17 protein-coding genes are annotated in these 15174 nt (G+C 47.1%); 11 read left to right on the forward strand and 6 right to left on the reverse strand.

Features of this window, described 5'->3' with window-relative positions; genetic code table 11:
* Nucleotides 1–3: 3 nt before the first annotated feature.
* The 7 genes from J1784_RS17145 to J1784_RS17175 all read left to right on the forward strand — a co-directional run bounded on the left by J1784_RS17145 (nt 4) and on the right by J1784_RS17175 (nt 4910).
* Nucleotides 4–1077, forward strand: a complete 1074-nt coding sequence (locus J1784_RS17145; protein WP_217150235.1) for a citrate/2-methylcitrate synthase — start codon at nt 4–6, stop codon at nt 1075–1077.
* Complete coding sequence (locus tag J1784_RS17150) at nt 1068–1868, forward strand: ApeI family dehydratase (protein WP_217150236.1); 801 nt, start codon at nt 1068–1070, stop codon at nt 1866–1868. The genes J1784_RS17145 and J1784_RS17150 overlap by 10 nt, the downstream gene beginning before the upstream one ends.
* Nucleotides 1853–2410, forward strand: coding sequence for a hypothetical protein (locus tag J1784_RS17155; RefSeq protein WP_105454850.1), 558 nt, complete (start codon nt 1853–1855; stop codon nt 2408–2410). The genes J1784_RS17150 and J1784_RS17155 overlap by 16 nt, the downstream gene beginning before the upstream one ends.
* 1 nt (nt 2411) lies before the next feature.
* Nucleotides 2412–2921 (forward strand): DUF6622 family protein, encoded by a 510-nt coding sequence (locus J1784_RS17160; protein ID WP_238485579.1) that lies wholly within the window; start codon nt 2412–2414, stop codon nt 2919–2921.
* A 388-nt stretch (nt 2922–3309) separates the two neighbouring features.
* Entirely contained in the window at nt 3310–3717 is a 408-nt protein-coding gene (locus J1784_RS17165; protein ID WP_217150237.1) for an ATP-binding protein, read from the forward strand.
* A gap of 52 nt (nt 3718–3769) precedes the next feature.
* Nucleotides 3770–4330: an isochorismatase family protein gene (locus tag J1784_RS17170; RefSeq protein WP_217150412.1), complete on the forward strand. Its 561-nt coding sequence runs from the start codon at nt 3770–3772 to the stop codon at nt 4328–4330.
* A 187-nt stretch (nt 4331–4517) separates the two neighbouring features.
* Entirely contained in the window at nt 4518–4910 is a 393-nt protein-coding gene (locus J1784_RS17175; protein WP_338019915.1) for a GNAT family N-acetyltransferase, read from the forward strand.
* Nucleotides 4911–5005: 95 nt separating this feature from the next.
* Here J1784_RS17175 and J1784_RS17180 read toward each other — a convergent pair whose 3' ends face one another.
* Nucleotides 5006–5167: a hypothetical protein gene (locus J1784_RS17180; protein ID WP_217150239.1), complete on the reverse strand. Its 162-nt coding sequence runs from the start codon at nt 5165–5167 to the stop codon at nt 5006–5008.
* A gap of 197 nt (nt 5168–5364) precedes the next feature.
* Between J1784_RS17180 and J1784_RS17185 the strand changes: the two genes are divergently transcribed.
* Both J1784_RS17185 and J1784_RS17190 read left to right on the forward strand, forming a co-directional pair.
* Nucleotides 5365–5808, forward strand: coding sequence for a DUF3290 domain-containing protein (locus tag J1784_RS17185; protein WP_217150240.1), 444 nt, complete (start codon nt 5365–5367; stop codon nt 5806–5808).
* Between the two features lie 11 nt (nt 5809–5819).
* Nucleotides 5820–6455: a DUF421 domain-containing protein gene (locus J1784_RS17190; RefSeq protein ID WP_217150241.1), complete on the forward strand. Its 636-nt coding sequence runs from the start codon at nt 5820–5822 to the stop codon at nt 6453–6455.
* A gap of 1192 nt (nt 6456–7647) precedes the next feature.
* Here the strand turns inward: J1784_RS17190 and J1784_RS17195 are convergent.
* Complete coding sequence (locus tag J1784_RS17195; RefSeq protein ID WP_217150242.1) at nt 7648–8043, reverse strand: pyridoxamine 5'-phosphate oxidase family protein; 396 nt, start codon at nt 8041–8043, stop codon at nt 7648–7650.
* Between the two features lie 50 nt (nt 8044–8093).
* On the reverse strand, nt 8094–8579 hold the full coding sequence (locus J1784_RS17200) for a hypothetical protein (RefSeq protein ID WP_120509490.1): 486 nt from the start codon (nt 8577–8579) through the stop codon (nt 8094–8096).
* Between the two features lie 651 nt (nt 8580–9230).
* Between J1784_RS17200 and umuD the strand changes: the two genes are divergently transcribed.
* Together umuD and umuC are read left to right on the forward strand one after the other, a co-directional pair.
* Nucleotides 9231–9653 carry a translesion error-prone DNA polymerase V autoproteolytic subunit gene (umuD, locus tag J1784_RS17205; RefSeq protein ID WP_217150243.1) on the forward strand — a complete coding sequence of 141 codons (423 nt, stop codon included), beginning with the start codon at nt 9231–9233 and terminating at the stop codon, nt 9651–9653.
* Nucleotides 9653–10918: a translesion error-prone DNA polymerase V subunit UmuC gene (gene umuC / locus J1784_RS17210; protein ID WP_217150244.1), complete on the forward strand. Its 1266-nt coding sequence runs from the start codon at nt 9653–9655 to the stop codon at nt 10916–10918. Before umuD ends, umuC begins: the two co-directional genes overlap by 1 nt.
* Here the strand turns inward: umuC and J1784_RS17215 are convergent.
* From J1784_RS17215 to J1784_RS17225, 3 genes are all read right to left on the reverse strand, one after another.
* On the reverse strand, nt 10915–11622 hold the full coding sequence (locus tag J1784_RS17215; protein ID WP_120509493.1) for an SOS response-associated peptidase family protein: 708 nt from the start codon (nt 11620–11622) through the stop codon (nt 10915–10917). The two genes, umuC and J1784_RS17215, sit on opposite strands and share 4 nt — an antisense overlap.
* A gap of 452 nt (nt 11623–12074) precedes the next feature.
* A complete protein-coding gene (locus J1784_RS17220; RefSeq protein ID WP_119824047.1) occupies nt 12075–12866 on the reverse strand; it encodes an ABC transporter ATP-binding protein in 792 nt (263 codons plus the stop codon).
* A 35-nt stretch (nt 12867–12901) separates the two neighbouring features.
* On the reverse strand, nt 12902–14620 hold the full coding sequence (locus J1784_RS17225) for an ABC transporter permease (protein WP_217150245.1): 1719 nt from the start codon (nt 14618–14620) through the stop codon (nt 12902–12904).
* Nucleotides 14621–15174 lie beyond the last annotated feature (554 nt).

Consider the following 15174-nt stretch of genomic DNA (forward strand, 5'->3'; position numbering starts at 1 on the left):
ATTATGTCAGATGATGTTATCGATAATTATGATTTAGATAATAACGTATTGTTTGTTCGTGGATGTAATTTGATCGATATTGCCGATGCAAACCGTTATTTGCAGAACGCCTGGTTTGCACTGACCGGCAGCCTCGTGAATGAAGAACAGATGAATCGGCTTATACAGAGTGCCAACTCCGAACTAAAACAAACGGACCCCGTAACGAAAATTAAAGCGATGCATCAACTGATCAACGCATTGCCATCGCTGACCTTAATGCAGCGGTTTATGATGTTATTGTCGCAAGTTGAGGTGTCGGCAGCGCAGCGTAAAGTTATGGTGCCGATAAACGCTGACGACTGTCTGAAAATTATCTTGCTTATGCCGTGGATTATTTCGCTGGCGCGTTCCTCTGAGCCATTTTTTGATGTACCGGTGATAGAAAATTGCAAAACCTTTGAACACGCTTTTTGGTTAGCGTTAACCGGGAAGGCGGCGTCTTCCGGGCTGGAGGATGAATCGCATTGCCGGTTTATGTCTCTGCTGTTAGGCGGGTTTGGTACTGTGACGCCCACCACGACCACGATAAGGTTTATTGCCAGCACCAAGAGCGATGTGATTTCTGCATTAATCGGCGGGTTTTGTGCCACCGGGCCTGCGCATATGGGCGCCTGTAAATATGCCATCATGAGACTCTCCAGCGTCATTGATGATGTTGAAAAAGGGAATATTGATGCTGCGACAAACCATTACTGCAAGGACAAACCCTGGCCGGGATTTGGTCATCCGATCATGCGCAATGATGTCCGGGTCGATTTCTTCTTTTCACGCTTTCACATGTTGATGCGACCCTTCAGTGCGCTTGCCCGCGCCATTTCGGACAACAGCGGGCTGCAACCCAATGTCGATTTTTTAATTGCCAGCGTCATGAGCGCGCAGCGGGTTGCGCCTGAACTGGGACTGCTGGCCTTTTTTGTCTGTCGGATGCCGATACTTCTCGCGCACTATCAAGCGCGGTTTAGCGCTCACTCCTTTGGTTTGTCCTCAGAGGATTTAAGAGAAAAATATAAAAAGGTTCCCCAATCATGGCTATAAGTCATCGCATCGAGCCAAATTTCCTGGGAATATGTCAGGGCATCGCCTTAACGGGATCGGCGGCGGCTTGCGGGCAAATCAATATTTCCCACTGGGATTTAGCGCATAACTACCTGAAACCGGGTTTGTTACTCGAAGCCTTGCATCAATTTGCCGTTCGCTTCGCCACCGCGGTTTCGAAAAATACCGACCCAACCTGGCGCTATCTGCCGGTGATGGTGGAACAGTTTGACTCTACCGCCAATTTTGATAGCGATCTGTTACGCGTTGAAGGGCATATTGAACTTATTAATGATGCTTACCGTATTCACTGTAAGGCCACTCCACGCGATAATCACCGCGCTGTTATTGCGCTGGCTATTATCATGGTCAGCAAGGTCTACTTACCTGAATCGGCTTCAGACAACGCCTCGCCATCATTCCTCGGTGATTTATATAATGTTTCTCCTTTAAGCGGGGACACTTATCCTTTTTCCTTTAACGCGCATCATCCGCTTTTTCAGGAACACTTTCCCTCCCGGGCTGTATGTCCCGGTTCATTGTTGATTGACATGGTTCTCGCATTAACGTCGCGCGAGACGGCGGAAAATATTGCTTCTGTTACGCTGGAAAAAGTCAAATTTATTGAAGCAGTTTATCCGGGGAATGCCTATCTGCTGGCCATTAAACGAGATGTAGAGTGTGATTCGAGCGGTGTTTTTTATATTCATTCAGAAACTAAAAAACGGTGCACGTGCGGCAAGTTTTCTATTAAATATAGAAAGGATGATGCGATATGTTCAATATTATAATTTCCTTTATTCCATGGAGTATTTACTCGTGGGTGGTAAATGAAAACGTTTTAACTATCGTTGAAAGGTCACTGATCTTAAGTGTGATCTTACTGTTTATTATTGTGGTGAACATTAAAATCGTCCGGCAGGGCGAGCCAGTAATGATTACCAATATTTTGACGGTTATCATCCTGTTTGCTAATTACTTTGTCGGCTGGTCTACGCTGTTATTGAATTACCCAACAAGTTTTTGTTATCTGTCACTCGCGTTCGTCTCGTTTGTGAGTCTGCTGGTCAAGAAACCCTTTACCATTTTTTATGCCAGCGCCGGTGTTTCTGAGGAAAAACGCAGGCATATCATGTTTTACCTGATCAATAAATATATTACATGGATTTGGACGATCATCTTTATTGCCAATGGTCTGCTCAATGCGTTTTTTGCATGGACTCCTCAGCTTCGTCTGGCGACTATTGGTCTGGTCTGTGTTGGCATTCTTTTTTCTAAATATCTTCCTAACATCATGCGATATTTTTATCGCGTCAAACACCATGGTGCATAATATGTCATTATTAACGATTTTGACCGGAACTCCTGTATGGGTCTGGATTTTACTTGTTTTTCTCATTGCGAGGGGAATAAATGCATTGAATGACCGGGAAATGGAAGTTAAACGGCTTTTTCTTTTGCCGTTAATCTTCCTTTTTTGGGGGGGAAGCGGCGTGATTAATGAGCTGGCGTTCCCGCACTGGGGGATGGTATCTATGCTGGCGGGGCTACTCATAGGCGGCAGCGTTGGCTGGTTGCTCTGGCGCGCTGGTCCGCGTTTAGAAATCAAAGAGGGAACAGATTTAATTATTCGCCCGGGTACGCCATTGACCCTGATATTTATCATTGTTGCTTTTGCTACCAAATTCGCGTTGATTTTTTTTCTCAATGTCGAACCGAATTTGAAATACGCGTTTAATTTTAATCTTATGTTTGGTCTGTTAAGTGGGATCATCGACGGTGTGTTTTGGGGCGGAACGCTAAATTTATATTTTACGCCCCGACAGGCCGGGAAAGGCATCTGAATACCTTTGCGCCTGCGTATTGCTGCCTGGCCTTCGGGCCGCTGATAAGCGCATGCACGGGAGAATATGCAGAACGCTCCCAGGCTGAGGAGCGTTTCTGAGCGTGGCTTCTCTGTCGTATGTTATTTTAAGCACACGATAGCGTGTTTTCTCTGCGGCACTGTTTCTCTGGCAATCGATTGTGCCTATTGTGTTATGAGCATTAGCTCATTACTGATCCTACCCGCAAATAGTGGACACAGCCTAATCTGATAAGCCCTCCCGGGTATACTATTTGTAAAATGGCATACTTTTTTATCCTGCCAATTAAATAATTCACCCTGCAACAGTTTGACTTATTCACCACATCGGTTATCTGTAGTAATAAGCCTGCAATAAAAGGATAACTATGAACAAAGATATTAGTAAAGAGGGTGACATAAGCAAAGTATCAAGACGCGGTAAATTCCATACTGACAAACTTCCTGAGAAGGAAATACGACATCACTGCATCAGTGTCAGATTAAATGAAGAAGAGTTAATTCTTCTCGACCGTAAAAGAGGTCAGTATAAAAAAGGAGAATGGCTCAGGATGGCTTCCCTGAATAAACTCCCGCCGGTTCTGCCAGAAATCAAGCGTGAAGCATGGATTAAACTCGGCAGCCTTTCACAGGATTTAAACCAGCTGCTGAGTCATCTCGACAGCAAAAGCCCTGACAGCGAACTGACCCGTACAGAACTCTTTGCCCTGCGCAGACAAATAAAAACTCTTCGCGATCACCTTATTCCTACAACCTTTCTGGAGTCAGACCGATGAAAGGCATGCAGAAAATAAAAAGGGGTAAACAATTCGCTGGTGTGGTTCTTTACTGCCTGAAGTCAGCTTCTCACCACAAAATCACGCCTTATGTCATTGGTGGCAACATGACGGGCAGCACTTCCGTGGCCCGACATCTCCGCATTCCGCCGGAGCGGTTTTGTCGAATATTTGTCTGCTGATTGCAAAAGCAAGACAGGCTCAGGTGCCCGTCTTTTTCGCCCGTCACACCGGACTCAATGACTCCCCCTTATCTGAACAAAGTCCGTTAACACAACTGATACCTGAAATGGACGTTAATGTTGAAAGGGATATCGTCTTTATTAAAAAACACCCCAGCTGTTTCCGCGATACCGGCATGCAGCTTCAGCTCATCCAGCGAGGCGTTAAGCGGGTGGTTATCGCCGGGATGAAAACAGAATTTTGTGTCGACACGACCTGCAAGGTTGCCTCGGAGCTGGGATTCAAGACCGTGCTGATTTCAGATGCACAAACCACAGTGGATAACGTATTTTTATCAGAAAATGAAATTATTGCTCATCACAACGTCACGCTGGCCGGGCCGTTTGTGTCTCTGGCAACTGCCGATAACTTGAGATTTGCTCCTGACTAATGAGTTAGAGCGGAGAGCCGTCCGCAGGGAAGCTGAAAATCCATTTTCGTTTCTGCCACGAACCTGTCGGCTGAGTATCTGGTTGATATATTTGGTATCATCGCATTTTAAATCATGACTGAGACCTTATCTGATGGGTATAAACATAAGACCAGCACTTGTTACTGATGTCGGGAGTATTTTCGATGTGAGAACGTCGGTGATAGAAAATCATCTCAGTCGTGAGGAAATGCGGCGGATGGGGATCACTGAAAGCGTTGTGGCAGATATGATCCTGAAAAACCCTTGTGCCTGGGTCGCAGTTGATAATGAAAAAATTATCGGTTTCTCGATGATTTTACAGGATGAAGGCTGCCTCTTTGCGGCATTTGTTCGCCCGGAATATGAAAATAAAGGGGCAGGGCGTAAGCTTGTCATGGCTGCTGAGCAAGAGTTATTTAAACACCATGTTGTAGTCTGGCTGGAAACCGATAAGAACAGCCGTGCTGCGAAATTTTACAGACATCTCGGTTGGGGTAATGAAGCGGCTATTAATGATGTTGATATCAGATTAGAGAAAAAAGAGAAGAGCATTCTGTAATTCAATTTTACGCAAAGAGAGTTAATGCGTTATGCCCCTTTATTGAATCCTGTCAGGCGGGGCAGTCAGAAGAGGAATAACTTCAATGTGTTAAATTAGTAACCTGCAGCTTTGTTAGCGGCTTTTATACGCTTATTTCTGGCGTCTTTTTTTTGTTTATCATTAGCCTGCATTATCCCACCCGCAGCATCGACCCAATCGCTCGCCGTGCAGCCTGATAATCCCATGCTCAGCATAAATGCTAGTACATACTTCATTGTCGCTCCATCATCTTATCTTTGTAATACGTGAATTTGTGAAATTAATGTATAAATAACGTCCGTGTAATACTCAAAGTATTTGACACTTACTCTTTAACTTTAACAAAAACCCAAATCATCATCAAGATAATTGACAATACACAGTTATAATTATAAAAAGCAGGGAGCCTTAATCAACAAGGAATGGTTTGACTATGAATTTTTATGGGATAAGTTACCTGCAAACGCAGTCAAATATAAATGATTATCTGAAGTATGTGATTATTTTTAGTACATTGTTTGTTCTGATTGTCGTTTTCAGCTTGTATATGCGTCATCGCCTGCAGACCCGATATCGGGATTTAACGATTATTGCTTTTCTTTTTTTGCTGTTCGTCTCAGGTGTTCAGTATGCAGATTATGCCAATAGTGAAAATATTCACTCCCAGTCGTCGCAAATGGTTAATTTTGTCACGTTATTATCAAGGCAGAAGAATGTCAGCATTAATGATATTTATTCCAGCTCAGTGCAGTTATCCGATGGCGTGATCGTTAAAGTTAACGACGGCTATTACCGGGTTAACTTAAGTGCAGATCAAAACACCTATAACTTAACGGACGTCTGGTTAACAAACCCGGAAGTTAACATCATAAAATAAGGAGAAATCAATTGCCTATATACACGCCTATCATCATCAAACTGGGACTGGGCATACTGTGCCTGATTGTCCAAATCAACCTTATGGGCAAAGGCAATCTTGCCCCGACATCTGCCATGGACCAGGTTCAGAACTACGTTCTGGGCAGTATCATCGGTGGCGTCATCTACAATGAATCAATTACAGTGCTGCAATTTGTGCTGGTCTTAATTATCTGGACGTTGCTGGTTTTCATTCTTAAATTCCTTAAAGAAAATAATCGGTTTGTGAAGCGGATTATTGATGGTAAACCCATTACGCTGGTACATAACGGCAATGTGGATGTTAAAGAATGTTTGAGAAATGGCGTTTCAGCTAATGATCTGATGTTTAAGTTAAGATCTAATGGCATCTATGAAGTTGAGCAGCTTAAACGCGTGGTCCTCGAACAGAATGGTCAGTTAACGATTATCCAAAGCGGCGACGAGAATATTCGTTATCCCATCATCGTGGATGGATCAGCAAACTTCGATCTGCTTGAGATAATTAATAAAGACGCGGAATGGTTAGAAGCCAGGATCGCGGAGCAAGGTTTCAAAAAAATTAGTGAAGTCTACTTAGGTGAATACCTTTCGGGCAGGATTAATTTGTACGGATATACGCGATAACCGACCGAAGTTCTCCTGTTCATGCAGCACTGAACCCCGCGTCGGATAAGACCGTGATCACCGGTCCTGTTTCTTAAATGTGGGGCGTTTGCCCTTGCTTTTTCATTATCGCCACCAGCACATCGCCCGGTTTTTCAAGCACAGCCAGATGAGTTCTCGCATCTTCAAGACGTTTCACATCAAAGAAATCATGCGCCTGAGCAAAACGCTGCTGTAAGGCTAAGTAATCGTCATCTCTGTCGAGGGAATAGATGTGGGTAGCCCTGGGGGGTGTGACGGCCTAACAGGGTTACCTGCAATAGTAAGGCCCAGAAAGAACGGGCAGGTTTGGGTACGTCAAGGTTGCTGAATCAGCGCGTGTGAATTCTGGGCTCAATCAGGTTGCCGTACTCAAGGCAGTTGATACCAGCACGGCATCGGACATTACTTGGTCTGCCGATCCTGCCTCATACGTTTTTTCTGATTAACCTTCTCTTGACGTAAAAAAGCCCTCGTGAAGAGGGCCAGTGAACATCACTTAATTTAGTTTTGGAACGAGAGCTATGCTCGCGAAGAGATATTAGTCCCCTTTAGAAATTTGGCTTGAGAAAATGGGTTTAGTAATTAAAGAAATTTCACGGTATTTTTGAAAAAAAATGCCCGCAGTATGGGAGCCGGTTCAAGAGATAATGCAGTATCGCCTTGGCAGGCATTCTGATCTGATGCCAGTTAATACAAGGCTAGTGCATCTTAATGATATATAAGCATAAAAATAAAAAAACCACCAGCGGGAGAGGGGGGCCAGAAATAGTATTCCAAGGCTTTTGACGATTTGAGGGGCTCAGATCGTATTATTAGGGTAGGACATCCTTTTTTTGTAAGCCAAGCGCTAGGGCCGGTTAGGGTGTAAAATGGGATGTTTGTCCCATATTTCTGAGTATAGATGGAAAAATCGGCGCGAGGGATGTGTATTTTATTTAATTCATGTTAATTCAAACACCGTCGATATGTTGCAACTTAAAGTTGAAGAAAAAGTATTGAAGGAGTATAAATTTTTATATATTAATCAATTATTACTAATCATATGTATGAGTATAATTCCACTTCAAAGGGAAATACGAAGTGGCATAAAATGGGGAGTAGCACGTTATTATCTATTTTATGCGTCTACAGAGCTATGTTCCCCAGGTGCCAGAGGTATTATATTGGATAATTACAATTCTTTCCCTGCAGTATTACCCGAACTCAGGGAGTAGATGTTTTCAAGATGGATAAGAATGGCAAATTTAGGAGGTCTCATACCATTTTTCTTCGCAAACTCAAGGGAATCTATATAGGGTTCGCCCTCACAAAATATCTCGGGGCTACCCACAAATCGATATCCATCGAGCCTTTCTCTGTTAATAATCGCCACTGCCATTTTTGAACCGTCGATAATATTTTGCAAGGTTTGACCGCACGTATTTTCATTGTAGATCAACGTGCTTTCATCATATTTACGTAGAGAACGCTTAGGGCCAATATCCGGGATGCCTCCCTTGCTGGTTGTCGCCTGGATCGGAAGTTGTTTCGCTAACATGGCAATCATGGCTGCTGTTAATTTTTTCATAAAAACTCCTTTTATTGTGGGAAGTTGTGATGTTCATCATTCTGGGGGAATTAATGAAACATCGGCGGTGGCGGAAAAGAAAGTGAGGGGGCATTCTCGCTACTGGAAGGATTCTCACGCAGGAAAATAATCATATCCTCCTGAAGTCTTTGGTAATGACGTTCAGCAATACTGAGCATCTCCTCATTCAGTGATCCCTCCGTGAGGAGCTGGAACATAGCGGTATGCGAGCGAAGCAGTGACACTTTTGCCATCTCCATATCACCGAGGCGAATATAGAGATTTGCAAGATTATTATGTGTCACGATAAGCGCAGCGAGGGAGGATTCAAATATCTTTAGCATCACATACCCGACAGTCTCTGAATCGATTAACCATAATTTTCTGGCCACCATGTCCTGTGCCAATACGAGCGCTTTTTGATAAAGCGCCAACGCCTCTTCATTTTGCAGACATTCATAGGCTACATTTCCCTCATCAATAATGTCTTCCCACTCGCTTAAATAAGAAATGGAGGATGACAGTGTCGGAAACATTATTTGTCTCCCTTTTCGATACGTATCAGTATTAGCGCAGGGCCACAGGATACCGGCACATACTCTGATGAAGGAGATGTCGGTTTACAGGCATCTTCCACGATGTTCATCGCTCTGGCTTGCCTAATTAATTCCCCGAAGGCAAAAGAACGCGTTGAGATGGTTTTCTTGACCATTGTTAACCCTCCATGACTAAACATTAAACGATATTAGTGAGAATGATTATCGTTATCAACGTTTATTTTCATGATAATCCCGAAGGACTACGGCGAGAAGCGCCTGCTTTTGAAGCGGGGAAAACCCCGGTAACCGAAAAATGTAGGCGCACATCGGGGAGGGGAAGGGGGAGAAACACCTGGGTAAACACTGCTGTAATATCCTGACTGCAGGGCAGCGGAGACGAAACGTTGGACAACGTTTTTCGATGCTGGAGGCCTTCTGGCAAGCCGATGAGAAGCCATTCTCACCTCCTGCCTGATATCACCTCCCTGGCGTATTTGCCGAAAGGACAACGTCAAAAACCGGAGTATCGCCCGAAACATTCTTTCTTTGCCGATCAGCGGTATAACAGAAATATCCTAACCCGGACTTTTCAGACGGTGAGACTCATGATTATACTGTATGCATAACCAGTTATTGTGAGTGTGCATGATGAACGTATTTTACCCCATTTCCGACCCGCGAAAGCTGCTTATCCCTTTGTTCCAGGACAAGGTTCACGCGGGCTTTCCGTCCCCTGCACAGGACTACATCGAGAAAGGGATTGATTTAAATGAGCTGTGTATCAATCACCCTGCCGCCACCTATTTCGTGATGGTGACCGGGATGAGTATGGTCGATGCCGGTATCTATGAAGGTTCGCTGCTTGTCGTGGATCGCAGTCTGCAAGCTAAGCATGGAGACATCATCATCGCTTCACTGGCCGGTGAGTACACGGTCAAACGCCTTTGTACGCATCCGGTCTTTCAACTGATCCCCATGAACCCGGATTTCCCACCCATCGTGCTGCATGATGGCGGCGATGAACTGGAAGTGTTCGGGGTCGTCACGTTCAGCATCAACGGGTTTCAGTAATGTTTGCCCTCGCCGATGTCAACAGCTTCTACGCCAGTTGCGAGACGGTGTTCCGACCCGATCTCAAAGGACGACCTGTCGTGGTGCTCAGCAACAACGACGGCTGTGTCATTGCCCGCAACAGGGAAGCCAAGAAGGCGGGTATCGTGATGGGCGCGCCCTTTTTTAAAATGCGTGACCTGTTCGAGCGTCACAATATTGTAACGTTCAGCAGTAACTACGCGCTGTACGCCGACATGAGTTCGCGGGTTATGACCGTGCTGGAAGAAATGTCTCCTGCGGTGGAGGTCTACTCCATTGACGAAGCCTTCATGAATCTTCAAGGGGTCAGCAACTGCCAGAACCTGGAGGACTTTGGGCGGGAGGTGCGGGCGAAAGTCTTGCTGTGGACAGGCCTGACGGTTGGGGTCGGTATCGGACCAACGAAGACCCTGGCGAAGCTGGCAAATCATGCCGCCAAAACATGGACGAAGACCGGCGGCGTTGTTGATCTCTCACCGCTCATCCGGCAGCGAAAACTCATGGCGTTGGTCGACGTCTCGGAGGTATGGGGTGTCGGCAGACGAATAGCGAAAAAACTCAACGCAATGGGCATCAATACGGCGCTTCAATTGGCGGATGCGCCGACGCCCCTCATCCGAAAACATTTCAGTATCGTGCTCGAGCGAACGGTAAGGGAGCTGCGCGGTGAACCCTGCTTCGAGCTCGAGGAATTCGCACCGACCAAGCAGCAAATCGTCTGTTCCCGGTCATTTGGTGATCGGGTCACAGAATATGACCTGATGCGCGAAGCCATATACAGCCATGCTATGCGTGCAGCAGAAAAACTCCGCGGCGAGCGGCAGTTCTGTCGTCATATCTCAGCGTTTATTAAAACCAGTCCGTTCGCCGTGAATGAGGTGTACTACGGAAAGACGGCGGGCACCAAGATCCAGATCCCTTCGCAGGACAGCCGGGATATCGTGGCTGCCGCGACGAAATGCCTTGATGCCATCTGGCAGGAGGGTCATCGGTTTCAAAAGTGCGGGGTCATGCTAGGCGACTTTTACAGCCAGGGTGTGGCGCAACTCGGCTTATTTGATGAGTACAAGCCGCGGTCAAACAGTGAACAGCTTATGGCCGTGCTTGATGGGATCAACCACAGCGGAAAAGGGCGGGTGTGGTTCGCCGGACAGGGCATACAAAAGTCATGGGAGATGAAACGGCAGATGCTTTCACCGGCCTACACCACCCGCTTCAGCGACCTGATGCGCGTCAAAGTTTAAAGCAATGGATCACTGATCTGTTCGATTAAGTCAGCCCCGTTGTTCCTGATGTTGCCTACCTTCTTCGTGACCGGCTGCCACGTAAATTGTGCTGGGGGCAACGACTCCTTTTCTGCAATCTCAAGTGCCCTCTCAGGTAACGTATTGCCATCCAGCCATTCTAACGCTTGTGCACGGTCAAGAACGAGCGGGCGCCGGTCGTGGATATCGACCAACCCCTCATCGCTCGCGGCTGTCACGATAACAAAGCCATCTTCCTCCGGCGTTTCTGGCGCATCAGGGTGAAACCGGCTTATTGCAGCGAAGAACAGCGGTGTATGCGATGCGTGGTGGATGAAATAGGGTTGCTTGATCTTTGAGTCGTTCGCATCTTTTTTCCATTCATACCACCCGTCTGCCATGACAAGCGCGCGGCCCTGTTCGAAGAGCGGTTTAAACATCCGGCTCGTTGCGACGGTTTCTACCCTGGCGTTGATCATCGGTGGCCGCTTTGACTCCTTCGCCCAACCCGGCTGGTAACCCCACTTCACGGGATCGAGATAGATTTTATCATCTCGCTGATTGAGCAGGAGAACGCGCGTACCCGGCGTGACGTTGTAACGGCCGAGCGGGATATCATCAATGCCGCTGGCGAACGTTTTGTCAGGTGCCAGGACGTCGATGTAATGCGAGCGGGGCTCGTACTGAGTGAAACGTCCGCACATATCAGATCCTCCATTATACGTTTTTTAAGTATAGCTTGCTGCCTTGACAGCGTGTCCGCCAGAAAGAGGTGGGGATGCGAGAACCTTATCTTTCAAAAGAAATAGGGAGGGATATCGCGCAAGTGTAAAAAGGAGGATAACTCAACAAGAGGCTGAAGCACGGGCGCAAATTATTTTGGCGGAAACTGCTCATACAACACTTCGCAGAGTGGGAAGAAATGCCACTCTGCTCTGGTAAGCGTCTGCAAGAATGCAATCTTGCGACATGAGTGCGCGTTCAAAATGCATTTCTCTTGGGCACTCGGTAATATTGTCATGAAGAGGGGGGCAGGTTCGAAAAAAAGGGGAAACACATCGCGGTATGTCCCTCTATCCCTTCATAATGAGGGAATAGAGGGACATACGAGCAGGGTCAGTCTGACGGATAGAGACCTATCGGCGTGTCCGTTGCATTAAAGCCGCGGTGTAGTGAGGGCGATCTTGCGGTTCAATGTTTCGCTAATGGTATCCACCAATGCTTTGGTATTTTCCTGCGTGCGGATCTTGCGGGGAATATCGATACTGAATTCATCTGTGAGGGTGCCGGGTGACCCCGTCAATAACAGAACGCGGTTGCATAGCATTACGGCCTCTTCAATATCGTGGGTCACCAGAATCATCGATTTCGTTTTGATGTAATGTTTTTCCCACAGCTCCAGCAGATCCTGACGCAGCTTATGGCCGGTATAAATGTCGAGTGCCGAGAAGGGTTCGTCAAGCAACAACAGCTGCGGTTCTACCGCCAGCGCCCGCGCAAACCCTATCCTTTGGCGCATTCCTCCGGATAGCTCCTTCGGATAGGCCTCCGCATAACCCGACAGACCAATCAGGTCGATCATATCGACCGTTCTGCGGTTCACCTCATTGGCCGGCAACCCTAATGCCTGCAGGCCAAAGGAGACATTCCCAAACACAGTGAGCCAAGGGAAGAGCGCAAACGTCTGAAAGACCATGCTGGTATCCGGGCAGGGGCCGGTCACCGGCTGGTCATTACACACAATGGAGCCAAAGCTGCTGTCGACCAACCCGGCAATCATCCGCAGTAAGGTGGATTTCCCTGAGCCAGACCTTCCCAGCAAGGCAACGATTTCATTTTCTCTGACGTCCAGATTGATATTATCCAGTACGCATTGCGTATGCTTATGTCCTTTCTGAAAAGATTTGGACACGTTTTTAATTTCTAAAACAGTACGAGTATTGTTCATGTCATATTCTCGGCTTTAATAGGTTTCTGAGCGAGTTAGTCAAATTTGAACCGCGTTTCTGCAAAGCGATAAAGTGGCTGCCAGATAAAAATCACGCACAGGGCAACCATAAAGCACATCGCAATACAGCCCAGCGCAGCCTCAGGATTCAATCCGGCATCGGTGGTGGTGGAAATGAATGCGCCCAACCCCTCCGTTTTCAGGGTGACGTCACCCCAATTGAGCACTTCAGCGGCAATGGCCGCGTTCCAGGCCCCGCCGGCGGCTGAAATGATGCCTGTCACGATGTACGGGAAAACGGCAGGCAAAATATACTTGCTCCACCACATCCACCCTTTCACACCAAAAACCCGGCTCACATCCACCATCTGACTTGGGATAACAGACGCCCCGGCAATCACGTTAAACAAAACGTACCATTGCGTGCCCAGCATGATCATTGGCACCGTCCAGGCATTGAGACTTTGGTGCCAGGTGATCAGAATGATGGTGACTATCGGATAGAAAACATTCGAAGGGATCGCTGCCATGATCTGAATGATAGGCTGGAAAAAACGCACCCACTTTGGCCGCAGGCCAATCCAAACGCCCAGCGGCGTGAAGATCACAATGCTTAACAGCATGGCGATGATCACCCGGGCCGCCGTCAGTCCCATCCATTCAGGGAGCTGTGAGAGGTACTGGAAGGGCAGATAACCCCACAAAAGATGACCGTAATACAAGCAGGCGACAGCAATCGCCAGATACCACAGGCTTGCCCACAGCCAGTTGAGTACCCCCAGAAAATTAAAGAGTCGATTTAACCCCAGCAGGTACCACGCTTTCGGCAAGGTAAACAGCCAAAACCGACTGAACGAGGCGCCCAGTTTGCCGAGCTGTTGACCCGTAAGCGAACGCTTCAGGCAATTATAAAACCAGGAGGTCGGCCGTTCCGCATAGGTGATATCCTCGTACTTAAACTGGCTGGCATAGCGCACCAGCGGGCGGAAAAGTAACTGATCAAACAGCACGATGTTCACCACCAGAGCCAGAACTCCCCACAGCACCCCGTGGATACTCCCCGCATCAATGGCATGACCCAACCACGATCCGATACCGGGTAGATTGACGTTATTGTCGCCAATCGTCAGCATCTCGGAGGCAATCAGTGCAAACCATGCCGCAGACTGAGACACCATAGTGTTCCAGAGCAACCCAGGGAAGGAATAAAGAAATCCCAGTCGCCAGAACCGCTGCCAGGGGTTGCACTGAAACGCGCAGGAGACTTCGGTGAGTTCGCTGGGGACAACGCGCAGCGTCTGATACATCGTCAGCATCATATTCCACGCCTGCCCGGTAAAGACGGCAAAGATGGCGAGCCCTTCAAGACCCATCACGCTGTGCGGATACAGACCCAGGAAGAAGGCGGTGGTGAAGGTTAAAAACCCAAGGAGAGGAACGGATTCCATGAAGTTGACGAAGGGCAAAATAACGCGGCGCATCGCTGCATATTTTGCAGCAAGTACAGCGAATACCACCGTAAAAAGTAATGAGAACACTAATCCAATCACCAGACGCAGGGTGGTACGTAAGGTGTAATAAGGTAAGTCTTTATAATCTTGAGTAATTGCCGGCATCGTACTCCCATCAAAAGGCGTATGCATACCTTGCCAGCCATAAATGAATAATCCCGCTAACAGACACAGTATTGAGATGATAATCACATCATCCAGGCCGAATTTTTTCCGGCCCATAATAGGATTGTTCTTCTGCATAATGTTAATTCTCAGTTGGAATTTTTATATCGATAAAAATCGATGAGCAGAGAGAATAGGGCGCAATTAACCCCTCCATAGCAATGGAGTTATTTTTACACCGTATTCAATTTAAAAAAGTATTCATTAGGGTAACAATTTAGACGTTGTTACCCTAATGCGTGTCACCCTCTCAGGGGAGAAGGCTATCGATTTGTGCTTTAACCGCACGTTGGTAATGGGTTGAAAAGTAATGCTTTAGAGTCAGGAACAACGGAAGGGGGCGCGGCGGCCGAATAGCCGGGGCTGTCATGCCTGCAGTGGCGAGCGTATCGCTAAGAGATGAAGAGCTTATCGTCTTCAGGAACATTGGGGAAATAAATTTTTTCAACAGCATAAAGCACCTCGATATAACAGCATCGAAATAAAGATAATCTTCGCCCGTCATTTATCGGGCTTGTGGCTCTGATTATCCTTACAGACACTGACCGGTGCTGAGGATAATCAGGGAGTGGTCGGAATACCCGACGGGGGTTCATCGTTTAACATACGCGTCCTCACTGGATTTATTATTA

Source organism: Rahnella ecdela, assembly GCF_019049625.1.
GTDB classification, from domain to species: domain Bacteria; phylum Pseudomonadota; class Gammaproteobacteria; order Enterobacterales; family Enterobacteriaceae; genus Rahnella; species Rahnella ecdela.